Raw genomic sequence first — 26,815 nt, forward strand, 5'->3', positions numbered from 1 at the left:
TAACAATCTATAGAGAGAAAGAAGTGGAGTACTTGGGTATCATATGGGCACTTATTACAGCAGTTTGCTGGGGAAGCATCGTATTAGTGAGTGAAAAGCTCGGCGGTGATTTTCACAGTCAAACATTTGGGATGACATTAGGAGCCTTGTTGTTTTCGGTTGTTGCTTTCTTTATCGTACAACCTGATCTAAACATGTCAGTTATCGCGATAGGGGTCGTTTCAGGTATCTTTTGGGTCATCGGCCAGCGTAACCAATTTGCAAGTGTTGATTATTTAGGAGTTTCTAAAATCGTACCTTTATCAACAGGTATGCAGTTATTTGGAACAACTTTATTTGGTGTCATCGTGTTTCACGAGTGGAAAACGACGACGGAAATTATTATAGGGGTAATTGCAATCTCAGCGATTGTAGCTGGAGCTCTTTTAACGTCGAGAAGAAGCAAGCAGGGCGATCAAAAAGACAAACAGAACTTTAAAAAAGGAATCACATTTCTTTTGATTTCTACAGTAGGATACGTTACATATGTGGTAATCATCAGATGGTTTGAAGTAAATGGCTGGCAGGCTATCCTACCACAGGCAGTTGGGATGTTTCTAGGAGCACTTGTCTTATCACTAAAACATAAACCATTCAATAAATATTCACTCAAAAATATTCTAACAGGACTGATATGGAGTACGGGTAATCTGACACTCCTGCTTGCTTTGCCTCTTATCGGAATAGCCACAAGCTTCTCGCTTTCGCAAACCGGTATCATCATCTCAACACTAGGCGGTATTTTCCTATTAGGTGAAAAAAGAAGCAAAAAAGAAATCATTTGGGTGATCTCAGGATGTATGCTTATCATAGCAGGCGGTGTCATGTTAGGGTTCACTAAATCATAGAGGAGCTGATGTACAATGTACCCAGATTTAAATGGAAAAACAGTCATTATTACCGGAGCAGCAACAGGAATTGGTAAAGCATGTGCGTTACGGTTTGGACAAGAAAAAGCGAATGTGGTTATTAATTATTACTCTGAAAAACAAGTAAAAGAAACAGATGAAATGATAAATGACATTAAAAAAAGCGGCGGAAATGCGATATCCGTTCAGGGGGATGTAACGAAAGAAGAGGACATTAAACAACTTATTAATAAAGCAACTGAAGAGTTTGGATCACTTCATATTATGATCAATAATGCAGGGATTGAGAATGAAGTGCCTTCACATGAACTGAAGTTAGAGGATTGGAATAAGGTAATCTCTACGAATTTAACTGGACAATTTTTAGGTTGCAGAGAAGCGATTGATTACTTTTTAAACAATGATATTCAAGGTGCCATAATCAACATGTCGAGTGTTCATGAGATTATCCCTTGGCCGCACTTTGTTCATTATGCAGCAAGTAAGGGAGGTATAAAATTAATGACACAAACCCTGGCACTTGAATATGCTCCTAAAAAAATAAGAATCAACAGTATTGCCCCGGGTGCTATTAATACGCCAATCAATGCAGAAAAATTTGCTGATCCAAAGCAAAAAGAAGGGGTTCTTAAGCTTATTCCAATGGGGTATATTGGTGAACCTGAAGAGATCGCAGCAACGGCTGTATGGCTAACATCCAATCAAGCAAGCTATGTAACCGGGTTAACACTGATCGCTGACGGTGGAATGACGCTGTATCCAGGATTTCAAGCAGGAAAAGGTTAAAAAAAATTGTCCGCCTTTAAATAGGCGGACAATTTTTTTATGTTATAGAAGAATTCCTGTTAGTGTACCAACACATAGAAGAATCCCAAAAGCCATATGAAGCAGAGCTGTTAAACCAAGTGCTTTGTTTAATTCTTTGCTATCCCATGTAGATATCGCAATCTTAAGACCTTTTAATGCGATTGGCAGCGTAATGGCAGCTATAAGACTCCATAAAGGTAAAATATCCATTATAATAAGTGCAGCTAAGCTGACATATGCACCAAGCATTAAGATGTAATACTCTATTCTAGATGCTTTTCTCCCGATTAATCCAGCGACGGTCGTTTTACCGATCTGTTTATCAGTATCAAAGTCGCGTAAATTGTTTGCATGAAGAATGGCCATTACAAGAAGGGCATTAGGAATTGCAGCAAGGAATATTTCAAGATTTAATGTTAATGTTTGTGTGTAAAAAGAACCTACAACAGCAAGTATTCCTAATGTGCTTCCTGAGGCTATTTCACCCAAGCCGTTATAAGCAAGGGCATATCGAGTAGCTGTATAAAAATATCCTACTAATAAGGATGGTATACCAATATAAAGTACAACAGGGCCTGTTAAGGCAGTTAAGATAAGTCCAACAATTATGCTGAGGCCAAAGAAGATCAGACCAGTTATATAAACCTGACGAGGTGTCATCTCATTTCGGTCAATGACGCCGGAAGGACTCAATGAACCAGGGATATCTGCACCCTTTACATGATCAAAGTAGTCGTTAACAAGGTTTGTTCCACATTGTAAAAATATAGCACCAAGAAGTGTTAATAAAAAAGTAGTCCAATGAATGCTTGTCCATTGCAGCGCTAAAATCGTCCCGAACATGACGGGTATGACTGAAGCAGTGAGTGAAAAAGGCCGAGTTGAAGCAAAGATGACCTTAGGATGTATCATTTGTGTTTCCCCCTTTACACTCCTTATTATAGTAAAAGTTTGTGAAAGTGTACACATAAATATCTTGCACAGCAAATACCTATTTTTAAGATATTTATCGTATTTTTGTAAACTTTTTTCTGTTTCAGCATATCCTTATACAGGCTTAGAAATTATCTCTTTACAACAGTTGGTAATTTGTGTATTATTTGCTAAGTAAAGTAAAAAACAAAAGGAGGTTGAACAAAATGATGAAATTGAAAATGATCAATCAATTGAATACTATACGTTCGACCGCCCTCTGGAGCATTATGTCTGTTTAAATTTGTTTAAAAGACACCGCGGGTCGAATGCCTGCGGTTTTTTGTGCGCTTATACAACACCGCAGAGATTAATCTGCGGTGTTTTTTTATAAATCTAAAGGAGGAGATGGAAATGATAATGGTTGGGATTACGCTGCTTACATGGCTTTTAACGGAGAAAGATTCGACCTAAGGAAAAAGATAAATGGAATTGAGGAGTGAATTTATTATGTTTACACTGCACCTGTTTTTTGTAACGATAACCTTTTCTATAAAAACAAACAGCCGATCCAAAGAGTTACATGCTCATGATGAAGAAGTAAAATCTCTTTATGATCGTGCCAAAGAAAAGGCTTCTTATAATGTATCTTCTTGGCTATAAGACAAATAGAACAAGCGCCTGCCTTAAAGAAGGTTAGGCGCTATTTCTTTAAACAAGCAGGTAGGAAATAAGATAGATTATCTGTTATTGCGTTGCCGATACGATACCCAAAAGCGCTTGGCTTTCCGTTAATTAAAAAGGTACCTGTCATTCGATGGCCTTCTTGTACACCTTGCTGAGATTCAAATTTCATTTTAGGAAGCGGCACATGCTTTTGATAAATACTTACATAGTTCTCATAAGTATTATGCTGATCTTTAGCAATCAAGCTGCCATTCTCGTCAAATACTCGGACCGTATCTCCCTCACGCCCAAACACTGGTTTTTGCACAAATTTTTCTTTATTATTTAGGAAAATATCAGGCTCTAAATAGGTAGGAAGAAAATAATGTTTGATCCATTCATGTTCTTCTTTTGTAAAGAATGGCGATTGTTCTTCATGAAGACCCCAGATAACAGCGAGAACAGCTTTGCTTTGTAGGAGAAATGCAGAAGGAGGATTAACAATTGCCAGTTTGTTTTGAATAACAAGCTGAGTAAGCTGAAGTCCAATTTCTTCATTAGTCTCACTATCTTTATCTTGAATAAGAAGTTCGATCGGAAACGTCTGTCTATATAATACATCGATTTTTTTGCCTTGCTGATCAAACAATCCTACATCCTTTTTAATAACTAATTCATCCAAAGGTACAAATTGTGAAGGAAAGCCAGATAACTCTTTTAAATAAAGCACCGTTTGTTTATCTTCTGTATTCTCATCATGTGCTGTAAAAACAATATGGGGTGCATGTGATGTTTTTAATTGACGATAAGCGGTTAAGATAGCAGAACGAACAGCTTGTTTTAATTGTTCTTCCATACCTTCATTCGAATCACTGCATCCAAAATGTTTACTAATTAATCCGTTGACTTTAAAGCATTCATAGATAAAGGTAGGAGTATCACTGTTGAACTCCATAATCTTATGTCCAGAAGGTGTTTCGATAGAGTCGATTCTTCCGATCACTGTTTTGGCTAATGGTGTTTGATAGCGAAGAAAGGGAAGAATGGATTCTGGAAAGCCTAGCAGCTTTAATGTATCATCCTCTATACTCTCTGATTGCAATAATGAGGCAGTCTTAAATAGAATACGCCCTGCTTTTTCACCAAGATTTTTTATGGCTTTTGGTACGTCTTCAGAGATTTTATACGGGTTGTATAACGCATATTCCTGTCCGTACATGTCCGCCCAAAATTCGGGTAGCTGTTTATAAAAAAATCTTCTGTCTTCCGTATAACTCATACTGATCAATACCTCCGAACATACATTCAAAACAATAAACTGGTATTATAAACATAACAAAGAATAAAGAGGATGAAAATAATGGAACTTACTTATTACATAGAAAAACAAGAGAGTTATGAACCTTTCTTAACCTATAAGATACCTGAAAACATGCATAACGATGAAAAGTATGCGAGGCAGCTTTGTGAATTTTTTGTTTCTGGACAAAGGGAGTACGAACTTCAATCCAACGAAATGAAGGGCAGCGAAGAAATCTTAATCGTAAAAGAAGTCGGTCCTGTTAGAAGCTTTGCAGAAGAACCGAGTTACAAAGGAAGAGGAATATTTTTAGAGTTTAGAAAGTACAACGAAACAGGCGATATGCCGATCCTGCATGTTCAAGCATTAAACAGCCACTGGGATGTTATGCGCTATTTATTAAAAGATGTCGTTGATATTCCAGGTAAAGGGCAGTACTTACGCGATTTAGCGGAAATTGACGAAGACCGTGCTGTTTATGTTATGTATGTAGGTGAAAAAATTTAAGCATGCGGCAAAATGCCACATGCTTTTTTTAATATGTAAGACATTGAGCGATAACCCAGCCAACAGAAACGCTTAGAAACATAACGAGCAGTCCGACAGCTTTGTTGTCAGCGTCAATCGCTTTTGAGATGCTCGAACGAATGGCTAAGTGTTCTGCAACAAACAATGCTACGATTTGAGCGATAATTCCAACTGATCCCCAGATGAGCAAATCAATAATGCTCAATGAATTTGCAATGGAAGATCCAATTACAAAGGCAAGACCAAAAAGTCTCCCGCCAAGTGATAGAGCAGCCGCACAGTTACCTTTACTGATTAACTGTAGTTCTTTCGTTTTTGTAGTAAGTTCAAATATGATAAAGCCGACAAATAATAATGCAAGCCCCGTAGCCGCATATAGGGCAAAATTAAGAAATAAGTTTTCCATCTTCACAACTCCTCATGATTTATCCGCCAAATCCCTTGCTGCCTCCAAAACCAGATCCACCGCCTTTAAAACTGGAACTGCTTTTGTATGACTTATAAGCTGAGCTTTTTAACAAGCTGCTTTTTCCTTTGTAATATTTTCCACCATAAAAATAACTGCCAAAATAGCGGGAATTCGTGTCATCACATTCATAAACGCCATCATCTGCATCCCATTCCCAATCTTGGCATTCAGTATCAGTTGGTTCTGGTGGAAGATCTTCTGCTGAATAATCATTGCATCCAGAAAGCATAACAGCTACTGAGGCAGAGGATACACCGGCGATAAGTTTTTTCGTTTTATTCACAATTTCACCTCATTCCATGCTCAATTATAGTATGGATCATCGTGTATTTAAACCATTTATTTCTAGTACGTGATAAAAAATAAAAAGGTTTCGTTTGATTTTGTATGTACAGACACACCCAAGCCCAGCTTCGCATAAACATAAGGGAATACAGAACGTCTTGGAGGTGCTGTTATGTCATTAGTAGGTGTGTTGGCCTATTTCTTTAAAGAAGTTATGCTGTTTGTGTCATACGTTAAAAACAATGCCTTTCCCCAGCCCCTGTCTGAAAATGAAGAGAAGCAGTACTTAAAAGAGATGGCAGAAGGAAACGAACACGCGAGGGCTATGCTGATCGAGCACAACTTACGGCTTGTGGCGCATATCGTCAAAAAATTTGAAAACACAGGAGAGGACACTGAGGATCTTATCTCCATCGGTACCATCGGCCTGATTAAAGCGATCGAGAGTTATTCCAGGGGAAAAGGAACGAAGCTTGCGACTTATGCAGCTCGTTGTATAGAAAATGAGATATTGATGCACTTAAGAGCTTTGAAGAAGACAAAAAAAGATGTTTCGCTTCATGATCCGATCGGAACGGATAAAGAAGGCAATGAGATCACGTTGATCGATGTATTGAAAGCGGAAACAGAAGATGTAGTAGATGCCATTCAATTAAAGATGCAAAAAAAGAAAATTTACGATTATATTCATGTATTGGATGACCGGGAAAAAGAAGTCATTGTTGGACGTTTTGGCCTGGATCTTCAAAAAGAAAAAACACAGCGCGAGATCGCAAAACAGCTTGGGATTTCTAGGAGTTATGTTTCACGAATCGAAAAAAGAGCGCTTATGAAGCTGTTTCATGAGTTCTATAGAAGCCGTCAGCAATCAGAACGGTAAAACAAAGGTGTTCAAGGCTGGTAACATTTACAGCCTTTTTATTTTGGGCTTCGGGCAAACTAAAGAAAAAAAGGAGTTTTTATAGATGGCACGCAGAAAAAGACAGCCTATTGTACCTGAAGCTAGAGAAGGTCTTGATCGGCTTAAAGCGAAAGTGATGAGAGAAGCAGGATATAAAGTGTCTGACCAGTCACCAGATGATGTCAAATATGAAGTGGCAAGAGATATGGGAGTATCGTTAGAAAAAGGATATAACGGAACGATTACTTCTAAAGATGCAGGCCGTGTAGGCGGGCAGATTGGCGGAAGAATGGTAAAAGAATTAATACAGCAAGCAAAAGCAAACTTAGGTAAACAAGTGCGTTAAGAAAAATAAAAAATGTACTGTGTTTAAATGAATAAAACAGGGAATAGAATAGGTAAAAAAACCAGGAGGCGTTCTTATGCAAGAAGCTGTTTTATATGGATCATTCGTCGTCATGTTAGCCTATTTTGTTTATGCCGCAATAGCTGAATAATGTAATAGCTCTCCTTTTTGGGAGGGCTTTTTTTTGTTGGCTCTTTTCTAAAGGATTATTGCTTTTAAATTATTTTGTTTATTGATTCTTTGACAAGTTGATTGGAGTGTAAGGTGGGAGACTCCTCGAAAATTAAACTTCAAATTTTCTTCGTGCGATGTGTCGCTGCCGTAGCCTTCCTTGTCCTGCGGGACAGGCGGGCAGGTGAGACACTTAAGAGTGAAACGTTCGAATGTGGCTCACCGCCTGCCCGGAGGAAAGCGAGCACCTGGAACGGAAATCAACTACTTTCATTAGCAACAATGAGTACGAAATCAGCCATATAGAAAAATAAACACACAAAAATAAACTTCATAGTCGATTTTTGTTTGAATATTTTTTATAATAAGAAAAGAGTGGAAATACGTACATAATGGGGGAGAAATAATGTTATTACAAGACTTAAGGCAAACATGGGAACTTGATTCCGTTTTTCCTGGTGGAAGTGAATCCAAAGAATTATTAGCTGAAATAAAGTGGACGGAAGAAGAAGCGAAGGAATTAGCTAAAAAAGCAGAATCCTTCACTTTTTCAAACGAAAACTTTTTAAATCTTATTGAAGAGCTTCAAAACTTTTCTGAGCGATTATCAACTGCAGGAGCTTTTATCGGCTGTTTAATTGCTCAAGATGTAAAAGATAAGAAGGCGATGGCTCTTCGTGGAAGATTAGAATCTGTTTACGCAGCCTTCTCTAATGTAGGTTCAGTAATCGATCAAAAGTTGATGGATATCTCTGAAGATGCATGGGAAGATCTTATGAGCCTTCCTGAATATGAACATATTGCGTTCTCTTTAAACGAGAGAAGAGCAAAAGCAAAAGAAAAGCTTGGCATTTCAGAAGAATCTTTAATCAATGATTTAGCAGTTGACGGTTACCATGCATGGTCAACTCTTTATGATCTAGTAGTGGGCAGAATTAACATTAAAGTAGAGATAGATGGTAAAGAAGAAGAATTATCAGTTGGCCAGGCAGAAAACAAATTCTCAAGTCCTGATCGTCAAGTCCGAAAAGATACGTTCAAAAAGTTTGTTGAAGCTTGGGATCATGAAGGAGAATTTTGTGCTGCGTCTATTAATCACATCGCAGGCTTTAGAAATGAAATCTATAAGCATAGAGGATGGGAAGAAACGTTAAAAGAACCTCTTGCGATCAATCGTATGAAGGAAGAAACGCTTACAGCAATGTGGGATGCAATTACATCTAAAAAAGACATCTTCGTAAAGTATCTTGACCGTAAAGCCAAACTTTTAAATCTTGAGAAATTAAGCTGGTATGATGTAGATGCACCATTGTCTTCAGCAAACAGCAAAATGAGCTATGATGAAGCTGCTCAGTTTATTGTTGAACATTTCCGTACATTAGCACCTAAAATGGCAGATTTCTCAGAAAAAGCATTTTTGGATGGCTGGATTGAAGCGGAAGATCGTTCAGGTAAAAGACCAGGTGGATTTTGTACAGGTTTTCCTACTAAAAAAGAAACACGTATCTTTATGACATTCTCAGGAACACCAAGCAATGTTTCTACGCTTGCACATGAATTAGGTCATGCTTTTCATTCGGATGTATTAAAAGAAATGCCTTACTATGCAACAAATTATGCGATGAATGTAGCGGAAACAGCTTCTACATTCGCTGAGATGATCGTTGCAGATGCAGCAGTATCAAATGCAAAAACAAAAGAGGAAAAAATTGCCCTTCTTGAAGACAAAGCACAAAGATCTGTAGCGTTCTTTATGAACATACATGCGCGTTTCTTGTTTGAAACAAGAATGTATGAAGAAAGAAAATCTGGTCAGCTGTCTGTTGAACGTTTATGCGAACTAATGGAAGAAGCTCAAAAAGAAGCGTTTAACGATGCGCTTGAAGAGTATCACCCATACTTCTGGGCGTCTAAGCTTCATTTCTATATTACCGATGTTCCGTTTTACAACTTCCCATATACGTTCGGCTATTTATTCTCTGCAGGTATTTATGCAAAAGCAAAAGAAGAAGGGCCGTCGTTTGAGGAAAAGTATATTGCACTTCTTCAAGACACAGGGAAGATGCAAGTGGAAGAGCTCGCACAAAAGCATTTAGGCATTGATGTAACAAAACAAGATTTCTGGTTAAAAGGAATTGAATTAGCAGCAGCAGATGTAGAGGAATTTTTGGCACTAACTGAAGAGTAATATGACTGGTTTGAAGTATACTGGCAGTTTCCGTTATGGGAGCTGCCATTTTTTTGTGAAGGTTTGTCTATTTGAAGAGTACACATTTAAGCGGATTGATTTTTTTCCGTGATGTAGCGTATTTTTTTCGTGATTATACCGCTTATTTCCGTGATTCCACCCAAAAATTCCGTGATTGCAGCATGTTTTTCGAAAGTTCATCTTACTAGTGTATTTACCACACAGAATACTAGAAGAAAGGCTTTGTGAAATATAAAAAAAGCTTGGCAAAACACCAAGCTTTTTCTAATTCACAGCACTCCACTATTAGAGAAAAGATATTTATCTCTTTTCAATGGAGATATTGCTTATCATCAAGATAGATAACCCAAAGGTAAGGAACATATATAGAAAACCTGGTACTACATGTACTGTCAAATATCCAGCAGCCATTAAACAGCCTGCTACGGTAATGGGCACACCCACAAAGGAACCGGTAAACTCGGTAATATTGAAGCGGGCAAGACGTATGGCACCGCAAACAATAAAAATGATGGTAAATAGCATACCAGGTACGCCAAACTGATAAAGAACAACTTGATAGATTAAAAAGGCTGGTGCAATACCGAATGAGATTAAATCACAAAGTGAATCTAATTGCTTTCCAAACTCTGATTCAATATTTAGCATTCTAGCGACCATCCCATCAAAACGGTCGAACAAACCTGCCAAAAAGATCAAGATAAATCCAATTTTCAAGTCTCCTGAAATCATAAGTAATAAAGCTAAAACACCTAGTGATAAATTGATTAACGTTAAGAAGTTGGCTGTTTGCCCCTTCACTTTCTTTAACGTTGAATCAATCCTCTCTCTCTCAAGCATGAACATATAATCACTCCTCAAAGGGTAGCAAGCTAGAACAATAAATGAAAGCGGCAGATGAATATAGTAATTCCTGCCGCCCATTTTACCAACAATGTCCGTTGCTTAAAATTATATACCCAATGTTTTTAATATATGTCTGAGAGAAGTTGATTCTAGTTATTGACCGTTGGACCTATGATTCTTTTCGAGTTCATTAAAAACTGTTTTATCAGACAGTGGAACTCCTGTCCGATACGCAGCTCTAGAGATCATATGACCTGCTACAGGAGCTGTCATAAGTACGAAGAGGATTCCAAGAATTAGTTTTCCACTGAACAAATTCATCTCAGCTAATACGTATATAAACGACCCAATAAGAATTCCTGACACACCTAGAGTCGAAGCTTTACTGGCTGCATGAAGTCTTGAATACACATCTGGAAATCGAAGAACGCCAAGTGTACCGGAAAAAATGATAAAGGTGCCGATGATAAGGAAAAAGCTAATCACGATCTTGATCAATGATAACACCCTTTTCTAAGAATTTTGCAACTGCAACCGTTGCAATAAAAGTTAATATTCCAATCAGCAAGATGATATCGTTCAATTGGACCGTATCTAAAATTATAGCCATTAGCCCAGTGATCGCAATTAAGTTAATTCCTATTGTATCGAGTGCTACAACACGATCTGGATTGGATGGACCAACTACTGCTCTATAAAGGAGAAGCAGGATAGAGATGGTAGTGACGAATAAACATATATAGACAACAATGGAGAACCAATTTGTCATCGTGTTACCTCCCTTATTGCTTTTTCGAATGAATCCTTAATTGAAACGATTGTTTCATTTACATCAGGTAAATCTAGGGCATGTATATAGATGAATCTTTGATCTTTAGAAACATCAACAGAAAGAGTACCTGGTGTAAGAGTGATCAAGTTTGCGAGCAGCGTAATTTCCCAATTCTTCTTTACATCAATAGGGAGCGCTAAAATTCCTGGTTGAAAATCAAGCCGAGGTTTGTATATCCACTTTAGTACTTCTATGTTTGATAAAATCAGCTCTTTAATGAACAGAAAGATCAAAAATCCAATCGCTTTTACATGTTTGAAATAGTAAGAATCTGGAATGAATCGGTTTAATAAAAACAGAAGAGCAGCCCCAATCACAAATCCAACTAAAAAACTTGCGAAAGAGTAGCTCTCAGATAAAAACATCCAAATAACGCCGATCAGCAAATTTAGAATAAGTTGAAATGTCATGGGATTACTCCTTTAATACATAATCAATATAGATTTGCGGATCAATTAGGCTGTCTGCCGCGGCCTGAATATATGGATAAAACCATTCCGCACCAACCCCTAAAACAATAGAGATAGCCAGCAGTACAGCAGAAGCCGTTAGTCCTGAAGATTTCACTTTTTGTTGAGGCTCTTCTTTTAACTCTCCCCAGAAAGCACCTATGAAAATGCGGATTACTGAAAATAAGATTAACAAACTAGATAACAATCCGGCCCCAGCAGCGATATAGTGACCCTCGTCCATTGCGCCTCTTAAAAGAAGGTATTTACCGATAAATCCGCTGAACGGCGGTATTCCTGCTAAAACAAGAGATGCGATAAAAAACATCCAGCCCATAAATGGTGCTGTTTTAATATATCCGCCCATCTTGTGAAGGTTTGATGTTCCAGCATGCCAAGCAAGTAATCCCACCAAGAAAAATAGCGCAGCCTTGATTGCCATGTCGTGTACTAAATAATAGATCGTACCGGCAATTGATTCAGCTGAGAACGTTCCGATTCCAAGCAGCATAAACCCTATGGCAGGCATGATATTATAGGCGATGATTAGTTTTACATTCGATGTGGATAGTGCTCCAATAACTCCTATTAACATAGTTAGAGTGGCTATCCAAATGAAAAAGGTATGAGTCAGCTCAAGTTTGTGAGAAAAAATGAGTGTAAATACTCTTAGCATGGAATAAACGCCAACTTTTGTTAACAGGGCTCCGAATAGTGCAGAAACAATCGGTGAAGGAACAATGTATGACTTAGGAAGCCAAAAATACAAAGGAAATAATGCTCCTTTAGTTGCGAAAACGATGAATAATAAAATCGCAATACCGGTTAAGATTCCTTGCTGTTCAACTTCGGCAACACGTTCTCCAAGTTGTGCCATATTAACTGTCCCGGTAACAGAGTATAGAAAGGCTACCGTTGTTACAAATAAAATAGACGAAAACAAATTTAGCAAGATATACTTTACAGATTCCCGGAATTGATGCTTGGAACCCCCGATGATAATCAATCCATAGGAGGCCATCAAAAGTACCTCGAAAAATACGAATAGGTTGAAAAGATCACCTGTTAAGAATGCACCACATACTCCTGCAACCAATAATAAGAACAAAGGATAAAAGTAGTGGTGTATCATCTTCTCGGTAACTGATGATAATGCAAAAATAGCTGCAGTTGCCGCAATTACATTGACAGCAAGTATCATAATGACCGATAACTGGTCAGCAACAAGAACAATTCCATATGGTGCTTTCCATCCACCGGTTTCTAAAACAAGCGGACCTTTTGTAAAAACATAATAACTTAGAAAGATAGATATCCCTAAGTTTAGAAAAACTACAAGAAAAGAAGTATTGATCGTTAGCTTTTGTTTCTTATTAAAAAACACGAGCAAAACACCGAAAAATAAAGGTATAAAAATTGGCAAAAATACTAAATTACTCATCATCCGTTCCCCTTAGCTGATCCATCATATCCGTCTTATTGCTTTGATAGGTACGATAAGCTAGAACAAGAAGAAAGCTCGTTACCCCAAAACTTATAACAATAGATGTCAGTATTAGCGCTTGAGGAAGAGGATCAGTATATACTTTGATCCCCTTTTCTAAAATGGGAGGTGCACCACGGTTCAATTTTCCCATCGTTAAAATAAACAGGTGTGCCCCATGTGATAAAAGCGCTGTGCCTAGTACAATTTTTAATAGTTGTTTTTGAAGTATAAGATAAACGCCGGCTGCAAATAAAGTTCCGGCAAGTATAGACATAAGAATTTCCATTAGTGATTCATGTCTCCTTTATCCCGGTATTTTATCATGGCGAAAATGCCCAAAGCAGCTAGACCAAGTACTGCTATTTCAAATAAAGTATCCAATCCACGGAAATCAACAAGGATGACGTTTACGATATTATCTCCTCCGCCGAGTTTATAAGAGTTATCGACGAAATATTTTGCAATGCTGTCAAAGTATTGTGAGCTATGTGAAGAGATCGCTACAATGGTAAGCAAAGCTCCTGTCGAAGCAGCAATTACAAAATCCACAAGTTTTTCAGAACTCTTTTTATCCGACTTTTTTAACTTTGGCAAATGAGCAAAGCATAGCAAGAACAATGCTACAGTAATTGTTTCAACGATTAGCTGTGTTAATGCCAAGTCAGGTGCCCGGAAGAATACGAACAGCAAAGAAAGTCCATACCCTACGACCCCGATTACAATGATTGCAGCAATGCGCTGGTTCATCCAAATGGTTGCAATCGCAGCAACAGCCATTACAGATCCAATTAACACCTCAGGCCAAGTGACTGGCGCTAAGTCATCAAAAGAAATTTTAAATCCGTCTGTAATGAAGATAAAGGCTGATGTTGAAATGACCAAAAATACAAGGATGATGGATGTGTATAAACGCAATGACCCCGTCATATAAGATTTTGTAAAGATATTCGAAAACCTCAATAACCCATTTACTAATGCTTGATATAAACGGTCCGTTGAAAATTTCCCAGGTACCCTGTTATAGACCGGTTGCCATTTTTTTAATGTCAGAGAAAGTAAAATACCTAGTATTACAACAATAAGTGACATATAAAGCGGTCCATTCAAACCGTGCCAAAATTTAAGGTGTATAAGAGCAAAATCTCCCGTGACAGAAGCAACAGCTGGTGCAAGAAGGGGCTCGTTGATTAAATTTGGCAATAATCCAATCAATACTACTAATCCAATAAGTACAATCGGTGATATAAGCATGCCGATTGGTGCCTCATGAGGCTGTTTCTCTAACTGATCAAGCTTTGCTTTCCCTGTAAAAGTACCAAAAACAAGATACATGGAATAAACAAAAGTAAAAATACTCCCAGCTACTGCAAAAATGGGAATCCATTGGGCAAACATTGCAGCAAATCCACTCGTTTGTTCTAGTTTCAAGGAGGCGTCAAAAAACATCTCCTTACTTAGAAAGCCGTTGAAGATGGGAAGTGGTATTCCCGCCATAGAAAACGCCCCAAAAAAGGCAAGAGTAGCAGAGATAGGCATAAACGTGTATAGTCCGCCAAGTCTCCTAATATCTCTTGTTCCTGTCTCATGATCTACAATACCTGCAATCATAAACAGGCTGCCTTTAAAAGTGGCGTGATTAAAGATATGGAAGATAGCAGCTAGAGTAGCAACTCCAGTGCCAAAGCCTAGCATAGACATGATCATACCGAGCTGACTGATTGTAGAATAAGCAAGAATTCCTTTTAAATCGGTTTGGCGTGACGCGAGAAAAGACCCAACACAGAGCGTGATTAGCCCGGCACCTGTAACGATAATAAAAAATATATCCGAACCGCTAAAAATGAGTGAGAATCTTGCGACTAAATAGATTCCCGCTTTAACCATCGTTGCCGAGTGAAGGTACGCACTGACAGGTGTTGGTGCTTCCATTGCATCAGGAAGCCAGCTGTGAAACGGAAACTGTGCTGATTTAGTAAAAGCTCCAATCAGCAGCAAAAGCATAATGGGAATAAACAAATCGCTCTCAATGATGTCAGATCGATTTGCAATCATCTCTCGAATGCTGTTAGTCTCTGCTGTTATGGAAAGGAGAATAAGAGCACCAAGCATCGATAGTCCTCCAAAGACCGTGACCAGCATCGATTTTTGTGCACCATATGTTGAACGTTCACGGTAGAACCAAAAACCGATTAATAGAAATGATGAGATACTCGTGAATTCCCAGAAGGTATAGAGTACGAATACGTTGTCAGATAGAACGACTCCTAACATCGATCCCATAAATAAGAGTAAATACACATAAAAATGGACGAGTTGTTCTTTTTTCGATAAGTAAAAGATGGAATAAAGAACCACCAATGAACCAATCCCAGTTATCAATAAGGAAAAAAGCATGCTAAGCCCGTCCAAGTAAAAGCTCAATTGAATATCAAGCGATGGAATCCAGTTAGCGACGCTTTGAACAATTTTCCCTTCAGCTAATACAGGCAATTTCGAACAAAACAGAATAAACAGTACGGCTGGAACAGGAAATACAAACCAGCCAGTATGTATCCGGCTTTCTTTTTTAGCGACAAGCCCGATCAACAGTGCTGCTAAAAAAGGTACAAGTATGTAAATATGTAACATAAATACCGGTAAACCTCCTTAAAACCCAATAATAATCATGATAGTCCATTACATTGTAAGCAAAACCTTTCCGTTTTAGCAAATAGTTTACTAAGCAGAAACTCTCTCGTTCACATTAGATTTATTAACTCTTGAATATCCTTCCCAAAAAATACCTAACCTATTTGAGAGGTGAATGATAATGAGACTATTTCATATATACGGATTACTTTTAATTTTGTTTCAATTAACAGGATGTTTAAATGATTCTGTATATAAAAAAGAAGAAGGTAGCCCTGGTTTTCAGCCAAGAGAATATTATAGGAAACACATAAGTTTTTCCGATACAGGTGTTTTTAACGCTTCGTCGCTTGCCGAAGAAATGAAAAGAGAAATAACAAAAGACAAACATATCAAACATGCGATTGTGTTAAAAGATCAAGAAAAATATGTAGTCGCGATAAAAGTAAAAGCTTATCATCATAAAGAAGCAGAAGCATTGAGTAAGAAGTATAAGCAGTTCTGGGAAGAAAAATGGAGAATTCCTGTTGAAATTACCTTTTCACCAGGGGATTACCGAAAAGCAGAGAAGATGCTAGCCACAAAAAAATAGAGCGTACGTATACGCTCTACATTAAAACTTGCTGTAATCTAGCATGAAGTGATCTTCTGTCAATCTCTTTTTTTATAAGTAAAATAAAGTCTTTGCTAAGTTTCAGTTCTCTTGCCTTTAAGTAGGATTCAATCAACAGGTCGTCCGAAAGTTTTTCCATAATATAGCCCTCACGAAGCGGCATGGTCACCTCCTGTTTTTTATAAAAAATGATGGAACAGCTATTCTAAATTCGTATAAAAGTCATAAAATGTTAGGTTGATGTTTTATGTACTTGCTTTTATGTATTTGAAGCTTACCATGTATTGTAAAAAGGAACAACCGTTCGTTTATCCACAGTGTTTGGTGGATAAGTTGTGGGTAAAATGTTAACATCTTAAAGAAAGATAACTGATACCAAGGTGAATAATGTGTATAAGATTATCCACATTGTTGGGTAGGGGAACAATTTGTCGAAAACTTTTTTATTATTTTAAATAATGCTCTTTTCTTTAGGCTGTTTTCGGATATTATGTTGAGCTTTAAAAGTAGTGATTTCCGCCAGGTTGTTCGCTTTCAACTTTTCAATGAAGAACAAGAAAAAAGAATTTCTTAAAAAAATCTTTTAGAAGTTGCTCTTGAAAGTAATCCTTTTAGGTGTGGTGTACCACATACAAAACAATCATCTTGTCCAGGGAGCGTATGAACAAAAATAATGTTCTGTATTTCATATTTGAATTCTTACTAATAGCAAACGTCACGAAAATACCCTAAAATCGGGAAATGTAGAAAAATCGTTTGTACTTCCTTTCATTACTGGTAAAATAGAAACGTTCATAAGGAAATGTGAAGAGGTGCTTGAAATGTTAAAACATTTTTTGCCGGATCAGCATGTTCAAAATATATTGGACATTACACCGGAAATGTTAGTTGAACGAGGAGTTAAAGGGATTATCACAGATTTAGATAATACGCTAGTGGAATGGGATAGACCTGAAGCAACTCCCGAATTAATTAAATGGTTTACTTCTATTAAAGAAAAAGGAATCTTGATTACCATCGTATCGAATAACACACAGCATAGAGTGAAAAGTTTCTCAGACCCTGTGGGGATCCCGTTTATCTATAGTGCAAGAAAGCCTATGACAAAAGCTTTTAAAAGAGCTCTAAAGGATATGAAGTTAAAAAATGAGGAAGTTGTTGTAATTGGTGATCAGCTTCTTACTGACGTATTAGGTGGAAACCGACTTGGGCTTCACACCATTCTAGTTGTACCTGTTGCTAGCAGTGACGGGTTCTGGACAAGGTTTAACAGAAAGATTGAACGCATTATATTGTCTTGGATGAAAAGAAAAGGCATGTTGCATTGGGAGGAATAAGTTTGGAACAAATAAAATGTGTGGGCTGCGGAGTCTCCATACAAACAGAGGACAAAGAAGCGCTCGGATACGCACCTCTTTCAGCACTAACGAAAGAGCTGCCTATCTGTCAGCGCTGTTTTCGTTTAAAACACTATAATGAGATTCATGACGTTAGTTTAACAGATGATGATTATCGTAAAATTGTCTCTAGTATTGGTGATGAAGATGCGCTTGTCGTAAAAATTGTAGATATCTTTGATTTTAGTGGAAGCTGGCTGCCTGGGTTACATCGATATGCAGGCAAAAATCCCATACTTCTTGTAGGGAACAAACTTGATTTGCTGCCAAAATCAGTAAACCCTAATAAAGTCATTCATTGGATGAAGAAAGAAGCGAAAGAACTGGGATTAAAGCCAATTGATGTCCAGTTGATTTCAGCAGAAAAGGGTTACGGAATTGAAGAATTAGCAGAAGCTATCGATCATTACCGTCAAGGAAAAGATGTATATGTTGTAGGTTGTACGAATACAGGGAAATCTACATTTATTAACCGATTGATTAAGCAGTATGGAGAAGATGCTGCTGATTTTATTACAACTTCTCATTTCCCGGGCACAACTCTTGATCTCATTGATATTCCGCTTGATGGAAGAAGTCACATGTATGATACTCCAGGAATCATAAATCACCATCAGATGGCACATTATGTTTCTAAAAAAGAACTGAATATCATCATGCCGAAAAAAGAGATAAAGCCGATGGTGTTTCAACTAAACGAAATGCAGACGTTGTTCTTTGGCGGACTTGCGAGAATGGATTATGTAAAAGGCGGAAAACAATCCTTTGTCTGTCATTTCTCTAACCATCTAAACATCCATCGAACCAAAACAGAAAAAGCAGACGAGCTTTATGAAAACCACTTGGGTGATATGCTAGCTCCACCAGAAGACGTTACGAACTTCCCTAAGCTTAAACGCTATGAATTCATGATTAAAGAAAGTAAAACTGACGTTGTAATCTCAGGACTAGGTTGGGTTACGTTTCCGGAAGCAAGAGCAAAAGTTGTTTTTCATGCTCCTGAAGGTGTAGCGGTCACTGTTCGTAAATCCTTAATTTAAGGAGGACCTTTCATAATGATAAAAGCACTTGTAATCGGAGATCCAATAGAACATTCTTTGTCACCGGTTATGCATAATGAAGCTTTTAAGCATACGGGCATCTCTGGAATATATGAAAAACAAAGAGTGAAGTCAGAGGATTTAGAAGTTTTTATTAATAAGCTTAAAGAAAGCAACTACGCTGGATGTAATGTAACCATTCCACATAAAGTATCCATTCTTCCTTTTTTGGATGAGATTGATGAAGAAGCGAGAGAGATTGGTGCTGTCAATACCGTCGTAAACAACGGCGGTAAATTGATTGGATATAATACAGACGGTAAAGGCTTTTTACGAAGTTTAAAGGATAAAATCAGTAAACCTCTTTCAGAACTTAATGTATTGCTAATTGGTGCAGGTGGTGCTGCACGTTCGATTTGTTACGCATTAAAAAAAGAAAACCCAAAACAGTTAGCTATTGCTAATCGTTCAGAGGGACGGCTTCAATCTTTATTAAACGACCTAAAAGATGAGCGTATAGAAGGGTTGTCTTTACAAAGGGCAGAGAAAGATCTTGAACGGTTTGACGTACTGATAAATACGACTAACGCAGGGATGTACCCTGAGATGGATTCTGTCCCTTTAAAGCTAGCTCATTTGAAGGAAGAGGCAGTTGTATGTGACATTGTATACAACCCTCTTGTCACGAAATGGTTAGAAGAAGCAAAAGCTAGAGGTGCTGTTACAGATAATGGTGTTTCAATGCTCGTCATGCAAGGAGCAATGGCTTTTGAAAAATGGACAGGTATTTTTCCTGACACAAATAAAATGAAACAAATTGTTATTGAACAACTTAGGAGGTAACTATGCTTACAGGTAAACAAAAACGCTTTTTGCGTTCCAAGGCCCATCATATTCAACCCATTTTTCAAGTTGGTAAAGGTGGGGTAAATTCAAATTTAGTCAAGCAAGTAGAAGAAGCATTAGAAGCTAGAGAGTTAATTAAAGTAAGTGTTTTGCAAAACTGTGATGAAGATAAAGATACAGTAGCATCAGAATTATCTAGTGGATCTAAGGCTCAATTGGTACAAGTAATCGGCAGTACAATCGTGCTATACAAAGAATCCGTTAATCAGAAACGCATTGAACTCCCTTAAGGAGTGAAAAAAAGAATGGAAAAGCAGATCGGACTTTTTGGTGGAACTTTCAATCCGCCGCACATCGGACACTTGCTCATTGCCGAAGAAGCATTGGTACAGTTGAATTTAGATGAAGTGTGGTGGATGCCTTCATCTAAACCACCTCACAAAGAGAAAGACGTCGAAGTACCAGATGATCAGCGTATTGAAATGGTAAGAAGAGCAATTGGTAACAATAATCAATTTTCCCTTTCTTTACTTGAGTTTGAGAGAAGTGGTCCTTCATATACTATTGATACGATACGAATTCTCACCCATAAATATCCGCATATAAAATTCACTTTCATTATGGGTGGAGATATGGTTCATTCGTTAAGCAGCTGGCATGAAATTGATGAATTAAAAAATCTTGTTCAATTTGCAGGTGTCGGACGTGCAGGATACCCCATTGACCAACATTGGGAAAGGTATTCGGTAAAACATGTAGAAATACCTATTATTGAGATCTCTTCTTCTTTCATACGTTCAAGATCAAGATCTGGGGGGAACATCCGCTATTATGTCTCGGATGAGGTATGGAAATATGTTAAGGAGAACCATCTTTATGGAACGAACTGAAGCACTTGAAATTGTTAAGAAGCAGCTTACTGACCACCGCTTTATTCATACGTTAGGAGTAGAAGAAACGAGTATCCTTTTAGCGAATAAATTTGGCGCGGACCCAAAGAAAGCTGAAACTGCTGCGATCTTTCATGATTACGCTAAATTCCGTCCAAAGGATGAAATGAGAGAGATCGTTCGAAATGAGGGACTTCCTCAAGAACTTCTTCTATATGGCAGTGAAGTATTGCATGCACCAGTTGGCGCATTTTTAGTTAAAAAAGAAGTAGGAATTGCAGATCCGGAAATCTTAAATGCGATTTATTATCATACAACGGGTAAAGAAAATATGACAATACTCGAAAAAGTGATTTTTCTAGCTGATTATATTGAACCTAACCGTCAATTTCCCGGCGTTGAAGCTGTTAGAGAGCTGGCGCAGGTAAATTTGAATCAGGCCTGTTTAATGGCAGTTAAGAATACGATTGGATTTTTAATGAAACAGAATCAAAAAATCTACCCACTCACGTTTGAAACGTATAACGGATTGCTTCAAGAAATCAAACAATAATTTTAGGAGGAGTGCACTGGATGAACGTAAAAGAACTTATGGAATTGGTAGTCAGAACGGCAGATGATAAGAGAGCAGAAAACATAGCTGTTTTGGATATGGAAGGAATCTCACTGGTTGCGGATTACTTTGTTATCTGTCACGGTAATTCAGAAAAACAAGTTCAGGCTATTTCTAAGGAACTGAAGGATGTTGCTTTAGAAAATGATATTCAAATTCGCCGCATGGAAGGCTACGATCATGCTCGCTGGGTATTGATTGACTTAGCTAATATCGTCGTTCATGTATTTCATCGTGATGACCGCAGTTACTATAATTTAGAAAAACTTTGGGGAGATGCTAACAAAGTTGATGTAGATGCTATCCTTGCCCCTCAACAGAACTTATAAATGAGCTACCAGCAATTTGCATACCTTTATGATGAATTAATGGAGGATGCTCCTTATTCGGATTGGCTTTCTTTTGTCAAAGCGTCTGTATCAAAGTATCTTAAGGATGGATCACGTTTTTTAGACATAGGCTGCGGAACCGGCTCATTGACTATACTCTTAGCAAAAGAGGGCTTTAATGTAACTGGAGTGGATCTTTCATCAGACATGCTAATGGTCGCTAGAGAAAAAGCAGAAGCTGAAAAAGTTTCAATCGCTCTCTTTCAACAGGATATGAGGGATTTAGAAGGATTAGGCTCCTTCGACTGTGTGACGATACTATGTGATTCGCTTAACTACATTTTAACAGAAGAAGATGTAAAACGTACCTTTCTTTCAGCAGGAAATCATCTTACAGCTGGAGGACTTCTGCTGTTCGATGTTCATTCTATACATAAGATCAACGAAATCTTTATAGGACAAACCTTCGGAAGTAACGAAGAGAAGCTCTCTTACATATGGCAGTGCTATCAAGGTGAATATGAAAATAGTGTGGAACATGATTTATCCTTTTTTATTCAAAACGGAACCAAGTATGATCGATATGACGAACTTCATATGCAGCGAACATTCTCAGTAGAAGATTATACAAAATGGTTACTAGAATGCGGCTACGACCTATTAAATGTTTCAGCTGATTTTAAACATGAAGATCCATCAGATGAAAGTGAACGTATTTTATTCGTTGCAAGGAAAGGGTAGGCTGTTTTCACAATTCTTGTTGCTCTTGAAAGTGGTTGTTTCCGTTCCAGGATGTTCGCTTTCCGGGGGGTGCGGAGAGCCTCCTAAGCGCTTTGCACTTTTAGGAGTCTCACCTGTCCCACTAATCCCCCAGGAGTCTCGCATCCTTCCACTACAATCAACTTGTCAATGAAGATGAATGCCTCAAAAGTAGCAATCTTTTAAAAACTGCTAAAAAGATAAAAGTTTAAAAAGACAGCCTATGTGCTGTCTTTTATTGTAGGAAACGTTACAATACCATTAAAGAGTATTAGTTTCTTACAGAAATAGGGTGGATATTTTGCTAGTTCAAGATCCGTTATTTAAAAACAACATTTTAGAGACGATTATTGATAGCGCTTACGAATGGATTGTAGTCGTTGATCATGAAGGCATCGTCCGTTATATGAATAAGACATATTGTAAGTTCTTAGGTGAGGATCCTCAAGAAGTTATTGGCAAACATGTAACAAATGTTATTGAAAATACAAGAATGGACAAAGCGGTTTTACAGGGTAAGGTAGAAATTGCTGATCTGCAATTCATTCGAGGCAACTACATGATTGCTAATAGAATTCCCATCTTTAATGAGGGGAAAATAATAGGCGCAGTCGGAACAGTGATCTTTAGAGACACTGAACAATGGAAAAAGATGAACTCTCATATTAAAGCTTTGCTTCATGAGCTGAATTTTTATAAAAATGAGTGGGAAGAAATCAATGGAGCATCTTATACATTAAATGATTTTGCTGGAACATCTGCTGAAGTTGAAAAAATAAAAAAACATGTAAAAAACATTGCTAGTGGTGATTTATCTGTATTGATTCGGGGTGAAAGCGGAACGGGTAAGGAATTACTGGCCCATAGCATTCATCAGTTAAGCGAAAGAAGTGCAAAACCGTTCATAAAGCTCAATTGTGGCGCGGTACCTGAGCATTTATTTGAGTCGGAATTATTCGGTTATTCAGAAGGCGCTTTTACGGGAGCAAAAAAAGGAGGGAAATTAGGAAAGTTTCAGGTTGCAGATGGAGGAACATTATTTTTAGATGAAATTGGTGATCTCCCTCAAAGTATGCAGATCAAGCTGCTACGTGTACTTCAAGAGAAAGAGGTAGAGCCTGTTGGTGCTGTACATACTCAGAAGGTAAACGTTAGAGTGATCGCAGCCACAAACCGTCCTCTTGAAAAGCTAATTATGGAAAACAAATTTCGGGAAGATCTATTCTATCGTATTAATGTACTGCAGATTAAGGTACCTCCACTTCGTGAACGAAAAGAAGATATTTGGCCCTTGGCAGAAAATTTTATAGTTATGAATTGCAAAGTGACAGGTAAAAGAATCCTCAGTATTGATGATGATGTTAAAGAAGCTTTTCTAGAATATGAATGGCCTGGAAATGCTAGAGAACTTAAAAATTTTGTAGAAGCAGCTATTCAGCTTACACTGAGTGATCGATTGACGATTGATTCTTTTCCGGATTTTCTAAAAGAAAAATTAGGTGTACATAAAACGGTAATGACACTTAAAGAACATGTGCAAGAAACAGAAAGGAACGTTATCTCTTATTATCTAGAGAAGATGAATGGTGATATTAAGGGAGTTGCTAAACAACTAGGTATAGGGAAGACAAATTTGTACGATAAAATCAAAAAGTACAATATTCGTTAATTCGCACTCATCTTCCGGAAAAACGGAATCACTTTCCGTTTTTTCGGAATTATTCATAATGTTAATAAAATGAATAGATTAGTAGCTTTGAAAACATTCTTTATAGCAATATTTATTTTTGCAAGAAACTTTATTAGCTTAATGTTCCGCTTTTTCGGAAAAAATTCTTTATTGTGACCTGAATAAAGGAATTTTCAAGTTGGCATGGAACTTGCATTACATTACGGGGTGTAGTTTATACGGAAAGGTGCTGATGCCACAGTAAAATGAAAGCGCTTCAAAGTATACGAGAACGTAAGAAATGGGGGAATAGAAATGGATATTATTATTATTTTATTGGCATTATTTTTCTTAATGTTTGTAGCGTATAGAGGATTTAGTGTTATCTTATTTGCACCGATTGCAGCACTTTTTGCTGTGCTGCTAACAGAACCAGGACATGTACTTCCGTTTTTCTCTGGGGTTTTTATGGAGAAGATGGTTGGATTCATTAAGCTATACTTTCCAGTCTTCTTATTAGGAGCAATATTCGGAAAGGTTATTGAGATGTCAGGGTTTGCAAAATCCATTACGCAGTTTGTTATTAAACTGATCGGACCATCGCGAGCGATGCTTGCTATTGTGCTCGTTGGAGCCATTCTAACATACGGAGGCGTATCATTATTCGTAGTTGCTTTTGCTCTTTATCCGTTCGCAGCAGAACTCTTTAGACTGGCAAATATTCCAAAAAGACTCATACCTGGAACCATCGCGTTAGGTGCTTTTACTTTTACGATGGATGCTTTTCCAGGCAGTCCTCAGATTCAGAATATCATCCCAACGTCATTCTTTGGAACGACAACTTGGGCAGCGCCGTGGCTTGGCTTTATTGGGGGAATGTTTGTCTTTATTATTGGTATGGTTTACTTGGAATGGAGACGAAGACAAGCGGCAGCAAAGGGAGAAGGCTATGGGACGGGTCACAGCAACGAGCCTGAAAAAATTGAGTCTGAAAACCTTCCGAACGCATTTATTGCGATCCTTCCACTCATTTTGGTAGGAGTCTTCAACAAATGGTTCACGGTTCTTATTCCTAAGTATTACGGAACAACTTTTGACTTTTCTGCCATTGGTATGAAGAATGTACCCGCGATCCAGATTCCGACACTTGCTGCAGTTTGGGCAGTTGAAGGTGCATTGATCATTGGTATCATTACGGTACTTCTGTTCTCATTTAAAAGAATTAAAAACAACTTTAATAAAGGTATCAACTTATCGATCGGCGGTGCTTTGCTTGCCACTCTAAATACAGCATCAGAGTATGGGTTTGGGGGAGTAATCGCAGCACTTCCAGGTTTTACGGCAGTGAATACAGCCATGTCAAATACAATTAAAGATCCGTTAATAAATGAAGCAGTTACTACTACAACTTTAGCTGGGATTACAGGATCAGCCTCAGGCGGTATGAGTATAGCGCTCGCAACAATGAGTGAAACATATATCGCACAAGCGAATAAATTAGGCATTGATCCAGAAGTCCTTCACCGTGTTGCTTCTATGGCGAGCGGCGGGATGGATACTCTTCCTCACAATGGAGCCGTAATTACACTGTTAGCTGTTACAGGATTAACTCATAAACAGGCTTATATTGATATTTTCGCAATGACAATTATTAAAACAGTAGCTGTATTTGTCATTATTGGACTTTACTATGGTCTTGGTATCGTATAAGAATTATGAAAGAAAAGGAGTAGTCATACATGAGATCCTTCGTAGAAAAAAAAGTTGTTTTTATTACTGGAGCTGCAAGCGGGATCGGGCTGCAATTAGCTAAAGCGTTTGCCGAACAAGGTGCAAAGGTCGTAATCAGTGACCTTAATAATGAGAAGGCAAAAGAGTCAGCTGAAGTTTTGGTACGTGATGGTCATGATGCTATCGGGCTAGGGTGCAATGTTACAAAAGAGGAAGACATAACAAACGCATTGGATCAAGCTCATCAACATTATAATCGGATTGATATCCTGATCAACAACGCTGGATTACAATACGTATCACCACTAGAAGAGTTTCCTACTGAAAAGTTTCAGCAGTTGATTTCTGTAATGCTTACTGCTCCTTTTATTGCTACAAAACATGTGTTTCCGATCATGAAAAAACAAGGGTTCGGACGCATAATCAACATGGCATCAATAAATGGATTAGTCGGTTTTGCTGGAAAATCCGCTTATAATAGTGCAAAGCATGGAGTAATCGGATTAACTAAAGTAGCAGCTTTAGAAGGTGCACCACATGGTATTACTGTTAATGCTGTTTGTCCTGGATATGTAGATACACCCCTTGTAAGAGGACAGCTTGAGGATCTAGCGAAAACTAGAAACGTTGAACTTGAAAAAGTTTTGGAAGAAGTGATCTACCCGCTTGTTCCTCAAAAACGCTTGCTTGATGTTCAAGAAATTGCCGATTATACCCTGTTTCTTTCTAGTGAAAATGCAAAGGGTGTTACAGGGCAGGCTATTGTGATTGATGGCGGTTATGTGGCTCAATAAAAAAATAATAATTTTATAGATTTAATTGACATTTACTATATTTAGTGTCAGAGTAATGATACAAACCTATATATGGAGAATTCAGGTGCCGGAAGTTTCCGGCTTAAAAGGGAATTCGGTGAGAAACCGAAGCTGTCCCCGCAACTGTAATTGTGGACGAAATGGAATAGCCACTGTACAGATTAGCTATAAGTATTATGGCTGCTGTATGGGAAGGCCCAAAGTAGGAAGAAGCAAAAGCCAGTAGACCTGCCTGAAATACTCCTATTTTCTTTTCCTCGGGGATTGGGAGAAAGAACAGTGACTGTATAAAGGTATTCTTGCAGCAATCACACGTTTCTTTCACCCTCTTCCTGATGGAAGGGGGTTTTTATTATGATTTAAGGAGTGT

Annotated in this window: 33 protein-coding genes and 1 riboswitch; of the genes, 20 read left to right on the forward strand and 13 right to left on the reverse strand. The window is 37.9% G+C overall.

Annotated elements, in window-relative coordinates; translation table 11 throughout:
• Positions 1 to 32 precede the first annotated feature (32 nt).
• Positions 33 to 887, forward strand: coding sequence for a GRP family sugar transporter (locus QUF49_RS07225; RefSeq protein ID WP_289495030.1), 855 nt, complete (start codon positions 33 to 35; stop codon positions 885 to 887).
• 15 nt (positions 888 to 902) lie between these two features.
• Positions 903 to 1,694, forward strand: a complete 792-nt coding sequence (locus tag QUF49_RS07230) for a glucose-1-dehydrogenase (protein ID WP_289495031.1) — start codon at positions 903 to 905, stop codon at positions 1,692 to 1,694.
• Positions 1,695 to 1,736: 42 nt separating this feature from the next.
• On the opposite strand, the gene menA is transcribed toward QUF49_RS07230, so the two are convergent.
• Positions 1,737 to 2,627, reverse strand: coding sequence for a 1,4-dihydroxy-2-naphthoate octaprenyltransferase (gene menA, locus QUF49_RS07235; protein WP_289495032.1), 891 nt, complete (start codon positions 2,625 to 2,627; stop codon positions 1,737 to 1,739).
• A gap of 510 nt (positions 2,628 to 3,137) precedes the next feature.
• Here menA and QUF49_RS07240 point away from each other — a divergent pair.
• Positions 3,138 to 3,290 carry a YrzI family small protein gene (locus QUF49_RS07240; protein WP_289495033.1) on the forward strand — a complete coding sequence of 51 codons (153 nt, stop codon included), beginning with the start codon at positions 3,138 to 3,140 and terminating at the stop codon, positions 3,288 to 3,290.
• A gap of 40 nt (positions 3,291 to 3,330) precedes the next feature.
• Here the strand turns inward: QUF49_RS07240 and QUF49_RS07245 are convergent, their stop codons facing one another.
• Positions 3,331 to 4,572: a glutathionylspermidine synthase family protein gene (locus tag QUF49_RS07245; RefSeq protein WP_289495035.1), complete on the reverse strand. Its 1,242-nt coding sequence runs from the start codon at positions 4,570 to 4,572 to the stop codon at positions 3,331 to 3,333.
• Positions 4,573 to 4,653: 81 nt separating this feature from the next.
• Here QUF49_RS07245 and QUF49_RS07250 point away from each other — a divergent pair, with 81 nt between their 5' ends.
• Positions 4,654 to 5,100: an RNA helicase gene (locus QUF49_RS07250; RefSeq protein WP_289495036.1), complete on the forward strand. Its 447-nt coding sequence runs from the start codon at positions 4,654 to 4,656 to the stop codon at positions 5,098 to 5,100.
• Between the two features lie 28 nt (positions 5,101 to 5,128).
• On the opposite strand, the gene QUF49_RS07255 is transcribed toward QUF49_RS07250, so the two are convergent.
• The gene (locus QUF49_RS07255; RefSeq protein ID WP_289495037.1) at positions 5,129 to 5,527 is read right to left on the reverse strand and encodes a DUF350 domain-containing protein; all 399 of its coding nucleotides are present in this window, start codon (positions 5,525 to 5,527) and stop codon (positions 5,129 to 5,131) included.
• Between the two features lie 19 nt (positions 5,528 to 5,546).
• Complete coding sequence (locus tag QUF49_RS07260) at positions 5,547 to 5,873, reverse strand: aminotransferase yhxA (RefSeq protein ID WP_289495038.1); 327 nt, start codon at positions 5,871 to 5,873, stop codon at positions 5,547 to 5,549.
• A 174-nt stretch (positions 5,874 to 6,047) separates the two neighbouring features.
• Between QUF49_RS07260 and sigK the strand changes: the two genes are divergently transcribed.
• The 4 genes from sigK to QUF49_RS07280 all read left to right on the forward strand — a co-directional run bounded on the left by sigK (position 6,048) and on the right by QUF49_RS07280 (position 9,481).
• Positions 6,048 to 6,755, forward strand: a complete 708-nt coding sequence (sigK, locus tag QUF49_RS07265; RefSeq protein WP_066237772.1) for an RNA polymerase sporulation sigma factor SigK — start codon at positions 6,048 to 6,050, stop codon at positions 6,753 to 6,755.
• 85 nt (positions 6,756 to 6,840) lie between these two features.
• Positions 6,841 to 7,122, forward strand: a complete 282-nt coding sequence (locus QUF49_RS07270) for an alpha/beta-type small acid-soluble spore protein (protein ID WP_066237769.1) — start codon at positions 6,841 to 6,843, stop codon at positions 7,120 to 7,122.
• Positions 7,123 to 7,386: 264 nt separating this feature from the next.
• Positions 7,387 to 7,599 (forward strand): hypothetical protein, encoded by a 213-nt coding sequence (locus QUF49_RS07275; RefSeq protein WP_289495039.1) that lies wholly within the window; start codon positions 7,387 to 7,389, stop codon positions 7,597 to 7,599.
• Positions 7,600 to 7,699: 100 nt separating this feature from the next.
• Positions 7,700 to 9,481 (forward strand): M3 family oligoendopeptidase, encoded by a 1,782-nt coding sequence (locus tag QUF49_RS07280; RefSeq protein ID WP_289495040.1) that lies wholly within the window; start codon positions 7,700 to 7,702, stop codon positions 9,479 to 9,481.
• Between the two features lie 321 nt (positions 9,482 to 9,802).
• On the opposite strand, the gene pssA is transcribed toward QUF49_RS07280, so the two are convergent.
• From pssA to QUF49_RS07315, 7 genes are all read right to left on the reverse strand, one after another.
• On the reverse strand, positions 9,803 to 10,348 hold the full coding sequence (pssA, locus tag QUF49_RS07285) for a CDP-diacylglycerol--serine O-phosphatidyltransferase (protein ID WP_289495041.1): 546 nt from the start codon (positions 10,346 to 10,348) through the stop codon (positions 9,803 to 9,805).
• 153 nt (positions 10,349 to 10,501) lie between these two features.
• On the reverse strand, positions 10,502 to 10,855 hold the full coding sequence (mnhG, locus tag QUF49_RS07290) for a monovalent cation/H(+) antiporter subunit G (protein ID WP_066237757.1): 354 nt from the start codon (positions 10,853 to 10,855) through the stop codon (positions 10,502 to 10,504).
• The gene (locus QUF49_RS07295) at positions 10,827 to 11,117 is read right to left on the reverse strand and encodes a Na(+)/H(+) antiporter subunit F1 (protein WP_289495042.1); all 291 of its coding nucleotides are present in this window, start codon (positions 11,115 to 11,117) and stop codon (positions 10,827 to 10,829) included. Before QUF49_RS07295 ends, mnhG begins: the two co-directional genes overlap by 29 nt.
• Positions 11,114 to 11,590, reverse strand: a complete 477-nt coding sequence (locus QUF49_RS07300) for a Na+/H+ antiporter subunit E (RefSeq protein ID WP_289495043.1) — start codon at positions 11,588 to 11,590, stop codon at positions 11,114 to 11,116. The genes QUF49_RS07295 and QUF49_RS07300 overlap by 4 nt, the downstream gene beginning before the upstream one ends.
• Before the next feature lie 4 nt (positions 11,591 to 11,594).
• Complete coding sequence (locus tag QUF49_RS07305) at positions 11,595 to 13,070, reverse strand: Na+/H+ antiporter subunit D (RefSeq protein WP_289495044.1); 1,476 nt, start codon at positions 13,068 to 13,070, stop codon at positions 11,595 to 11,597.
• Positions 13,063 to 13,401, reverse strand: coding sequence for a Na(+)/H(+) antiporter subunit C (locus QUF49_RS07310; protein WP_289495045.1), 339 nt, complete (start codon positions 13,399 to 13,401; stop codon positions 13,063 to 13,065). The genes QUF49_RS07305 and QUF49_RS07310 overlap by 8 nt, the downstream gene beginning before the upstream one ends.
• Positions 13,401 to 15,743: a Na+/H+ antiporter subunit A gene (locus QUF49_RS07315; protein ID WP_289495046.1), complete on the reverse strand. Its 2,343-nt coding sequence runs from the start codon at positions 15,741 to 15,743 to the stop codon at positions 13,401 to 13,403. The genes QUF49_RS07310 and QUF49_RS07315 overlap by 1 nt, the downstream gene beginning before the upstream one ends.
• A gap of 181 nt (positions 15,744 to 15,924) precedes the next feature.
• On the opposite strand from QUF49_RS07315, the gene QUF49_RS07320 reads away from it, so the two are divergent.
• Positions 15,925 to 16,335 carry a hypothetical protein gene (locus QUF49_RS07320; protein WP_289495047.1) on the forward strand — a complete coding sequence of 137 codons (411 nt, stop codon included), beginning with the start codon at positions 15,925 to 15,927 and terminating at the stop codon, positions 16,333 to 16,335.
• A 16-nt stretch (positions 16,336 to 16,351) separates the two neighbouring features.
• Here QUF49_RS07320 and QUF49_RS07325 read toward each other — a convergent pair whose 3' ends face one another.
• Positions 16,352 to 16,495, reverse strand: a complete 144-nt coding sequence (locus tag QUF49_RS07325; protein ID WP_197133330.1) for a sporulation histidine kinase inhibitor Sda — start codon at positions 16,493 to 16,495, stop codon at positions 16,352 to 16,354.
• Positions 16,496 to 17,168: 673 nt separating this feature from the next.
• Between QUF49_RS07325 and QUF49_RS07330 the strand changes: the two genes are divergently transcribed.
• The 8 genes from QUF49_RS07330 to QUF49_RS07365 are packed head-to-tail and all read left to right on the forward strand — an operon-like array spanning position 17,169 to position 22,212.
• Positions 17,169 to 17,693: a YqeG family HAD IIIA-type phosphatase gene (locus tag QUF49_RS07330; RefSeq protein ID WP_289495048.1), complete on the forward strand. Its 525-nt coding sequence runs from the start codon at positions 17,169 to 17,171 to the stop codon at positions 17,691 to 17,693.
• Positions 17,690 to 18,793, forward strand: coding sequence for a ribosome biogenesis GTPase YqeH (yqeH, locus tag QUF49_RS07335; RefSeq protein ID WP_289497600.1), 1,104 nt, complete (start codon positions 17,690 to 17,692; stop codon positions 18,791 to 18,793). The genes QUF49_RS07330 and yqeH overlap by 4 nt, the downstream gene beginning before the upstream one ends.
• A gap of 15 nt (positions 18,794 to 18,808) precedes the next feature.
• Positions 18,809 to 19,636, forward strand: coding sequence for a shikimate dehydrogenase (aroE, locus tag QUF49_RS07340; protein ID WP_289495049.1), 828 nt, complete (start codon positions 18,809 to 18,811; stop codon positions 19,634 to 19,636).
• A 2-nt stretch (positions 19,637 to 19,638) separates the two neighbouring features.
• Positions 19,639 to 19,929, forward strand: a complete 291-nt coding sequence (gene yhbY / locus QUF49_RS07345) for a ribosome assembly RNA-binding protein YhbY (RefSeq protein ID WP_289495050.1) — start codon at positions 19,639 to 19,641, stop codon at positions 19,927 to 19,929.
• Between the two features lie 15 nt (positions 19,930 to 19,944).
• Positions 19,945 to 20,529 carry a nicotinate-nucleotide adenylyltransferase gene (locus tag QUF49_RS07350; protein ID WP_289495051.1) on the forward strand — a complete coding sequence of 195 codons (585 nt, stop codon included), beginning with the start codon at positions 19,945 to 19,947 and terminating at the stop codon, positions 20,527 to 20,529.
• On the forward strand, positions 20,516 to 21,082 hold the full coding sequence (gene yqeK / locus QUF49_RS07355) for a bis(5'-nucleosyl)-tetraphosphatase (symmetrical) YqeK (protein ID WP_289495052.1): 567 nt from the start codon (positions 20,516 to 20,518) through the stop codon (positions 21,080 to 21,082). The genes QUF49_RS07350 and yqeK overlap by 14 nt, the downstream gene beginning before the upstream one ends.
• Positions 21,083 to 21,102: 20 nt before the next feature.
• Positions 21,103 to 21,471 carry a ribosome silencing factor gene (gene rsfS / locus QUF49_RS07360; RefSeq protein ID WP_066237716.1) on the forward strand — a complete coding sequence of 123 codons (369 nt, stop codon included), beginning with the start codon at positions 21,103 to 21,105 and terminating at the stop codon, positions 21,469 to 21,471.
• Complete coding sequence (locus QUF49_RS07365) at positions 21,472 to 22,212, forward strand: class I SAM-dependent DNA methyltransferase (RefSeq protein ID WP_289495053.1); 741 nt, start codon at positions 21,472 to 21,474, stop codon at positions 22,210 to 22,212.
• Here the strand turns inward: QUF49_RS07365 and QUF49_RS07370 are convergent.
• Positions 22,189 to 22,356 (reverse strand): hypothetical protein, encoded by a 168-nt coding sequence (locus tag QUF49_RS07370; RefSeq protein ID WP_289495054.1) that lies wholly within the window; start codon positions 22,354 to 22,356, stop codon positions 22,189 to 22,191. The genes QUF49_RS07365 and QUF49_RS07370 overlap by 24 nt on opposite strands.
• A 175-nt stretch (positions 22,357 to 22,531) precedes the next feature.
• Between QUF49_RS07370 and QUF49_RS07375 the strand changes: the two genes are divergently transcribed.
• The 3 genes from QUF49_RS07375 to QUF49_RS07385 all read left to right on the forward strand — a co-directional run bounded on the left by QUF49_RS07375 (position 22,532) and on the right by QUF49_RS07385 (position 26,424).
• Positions 22,532 to 23,899 (forward strand): sigma-54 interaction domain-containing protein, encoded by a 1,368-nt coding sequence (locus tag QUF49_RS07375; RefSeq protein WP_289495055.1) that lies wholly within the window; start codon positions 22,532 to 22,534, stop codon positions 23,897 to 23,899.
• Positions 23,900 to 24,214: 315 nt separating this feature from the next.
• A complete protein-coding gene (locus QUF49_RS07380; protein WP_289495056.1) occupies positions 24,215 to 25,609 on the forward strand; it encodes a GntP family permease in 1,395 nt (464 codons plus the stop codon).
• Between the two features lie 29 nt (positions 25,610 to 25,638).
• Complete coding sequence (locus QUF49_RS07385; RefSeq protein WP_289495057.1) at positions 25,639 to 26,424, forward strand: 3-hydroxybutyrate dehydrogenase; 786 nt, start codon at positions 25,639 to 25,641, stop codon at positions 26,422 to 26,424.
• Positions 26,425 to 26,490: 66 nt separating this feature from the next.
• Positions 26,491 to 26,696: riboswitch (cobalamin riboswitch) on the forward strand.
• Positions 26,697 to 26,815 lie beyond the last annotated feature (119 nt).

This window comes from Fictibacillus sp. b24, from assembly GCF_030348825.1.
In the GTDB taxonomy this organism is placed as follows: Bacteria; Bacillota; Bacilli; order Bacillales; family Fictibacillaceae; genus Fictibacillus.

Coding starts and splice junctions, on each gene's coding strand:
- QUF49_RS07230 (WP_289495031.1), top strand. CDS start 903: ATGTACCCAGATTTAAATGGAAAAACAGTCATTATTACCGGAGCAGCA.
- menA (WP_289495032.1), bottom strand. CDS start 2,627: ATGATACATCCTAAGGTCATCTTTGCTTCAACTCGGCCTTTTTCACTC.
- QUF49_RS07240 (WP_289495033.1), top strand. CDS start 3,138: ATGTTTACACTGCACCTGTTTTTTGTAACGATAACCTTTTCTATAAAA.
- QUF49_RS07245 (WP_289495035.1), bottom strand. CDS start 4,572: ATGAGTTATACGGAAGACAGAAGATTTTTTTATAAACAGCTACCCGAA.
- QUF49_RS07250 (WP_289495036.1), top strand. CDS start 4,654: ATGGAACTTACTTATTACATAGAAAAACAAGAGAGTTATGAACCTTTC.
- QUF49_RS07255 (WP_289495037.1), bottom strand. CDS start 5,527: ATGGAAAACTTATTTCTTAATTTTGCCCTATATGCGGCTACGGGGCTT.
- sigK (WP_066237772.1), top strand. CDS start 6,048: ATGTCATTAGTAGGTGTGTTGGCCTATTTCTTTAAAGAAGTTATGCTG.
- QUF49_RS07270 (WP_066237769.1), top strand. CDS start 6,841: ATGGCACGCAGAAAAAGACAGCCTATTGTACCTGAAGCTAGAGAAGGT.
- QUF49_RS07280 (WP_289495040.1), top strand. CDS start 7,700: ATGTTATTACAAGACTTAAGGCAAACATGGGAACTTGATTCCGTTTTT.
- pssA (WP_289495041.1), bottom strand. CDS start 10,348: ATGTTCATGCTTGAGAGAGAGAGGATTGATTCAACGTTAAAGAAAGTG.
- QUF49_RS07295 (WP_289495042.1), bottom strand. CDS start 11,117: ATGACAAATTGGTTCTCCATTGTTGTCTATATATGTTTATTCGTCACT.
- QUF49_RS07300 (WP_289495043.1), bottom strand. CDS start 11,590: ATGACATTTCAACTTATTCTAAATTTGCTGATCGGCGTTATTTGGATG.
- QUF49_RS07305 (WP_289495044.1), bottom strand. CDS start 13,070: ATGAGTAATTTAGTATTTTTGCCAATTTTTATACCTTTATTTTTCGGT.
- QUF49_RS07310 (WP_289495045.1), bottom strand. CDS start 13,401: ATGGAAATTCTTATGTCTATACTTGCCGGAACTTTATTTGCAGCCGGC.
- QUF49_RS07315 (WP_289495046.1), bottom strand. CDS start 15,743: ATGTTACATATTTACATACTTGTACCTTTTTTAGCAGCACTGTTGATC.
- QUF49_RS07320 (WP_289495047.1), top strand. CDS start 15,925: ATGAGACTATTTCATATATACGGATTACTTTTAATTTTGTTTCAATTA.
- QUF49_RS07325 (WP_197133330.1), bottom strand. CDS start 16,495: ATGGAAAAACTTTCGGACGACCTGTTGATTGAATCCTACTTAAAGGCA.
- aroE (WP_289495049.1), top strand. CDS start 18,809: ATGATAAAAGCACTTGTAATCGGAGATCCAATAGAACATTCTTTGTCA.
- yhbY (WP_289495050.1), top strand. CDS start 19,639: ATGCTTACAGGTAAACAAAAACGCTTTTTGCGTTCCAAGGCCCATCAT.
- QUF49_RS07350 (WP_289495051.1), top strand. CDS start 19,945: ATGGAAAAGCAGATCGGACTTTTTGGTGGAACTTTCAATCCGCCGCAC.
- yqeK (WP_289495052.1), top strand. CDS start 20,516: ATGGAACGAACTGAAGCACTTGAAATTGTTAAGAAGCAGCTTACTGAC.
- rsfS (WP_066237716.1), top strand. CDS start 21,103: ATGAACGTAAAAGAACTTATGGAATTGGTAGTCAGAACGGCAGATGAT.
- QUF49_RS07365 (WP_289495053.1), top strand. CDS start 21,472: ATGAGCTACCAGCAATTTGCATACCTTTATGATGAATTAATGGAGGAT.
- QUF49_RS07370 (WP_289495054.1), bottom strand. CDS start 22,356: ATGCGAGACTCCTGGGGGATTAGTGGGACAGGTGAGACTCCTAAAAGT.
- QUF49_RS07380 (WP_289495056.1), top strand. CDS start 24,215: ATGGATATTATTATTATTTTATTGGCATTATTTTTCTTAATGTTTGTA.
- QUF49_RS07385 (WP_289495057.1), top strand. CDS start 25,639: ATGAGATCCTTCGTAGAAAAAAAAGTTGTTTTTATTACTGGAGCTGCA.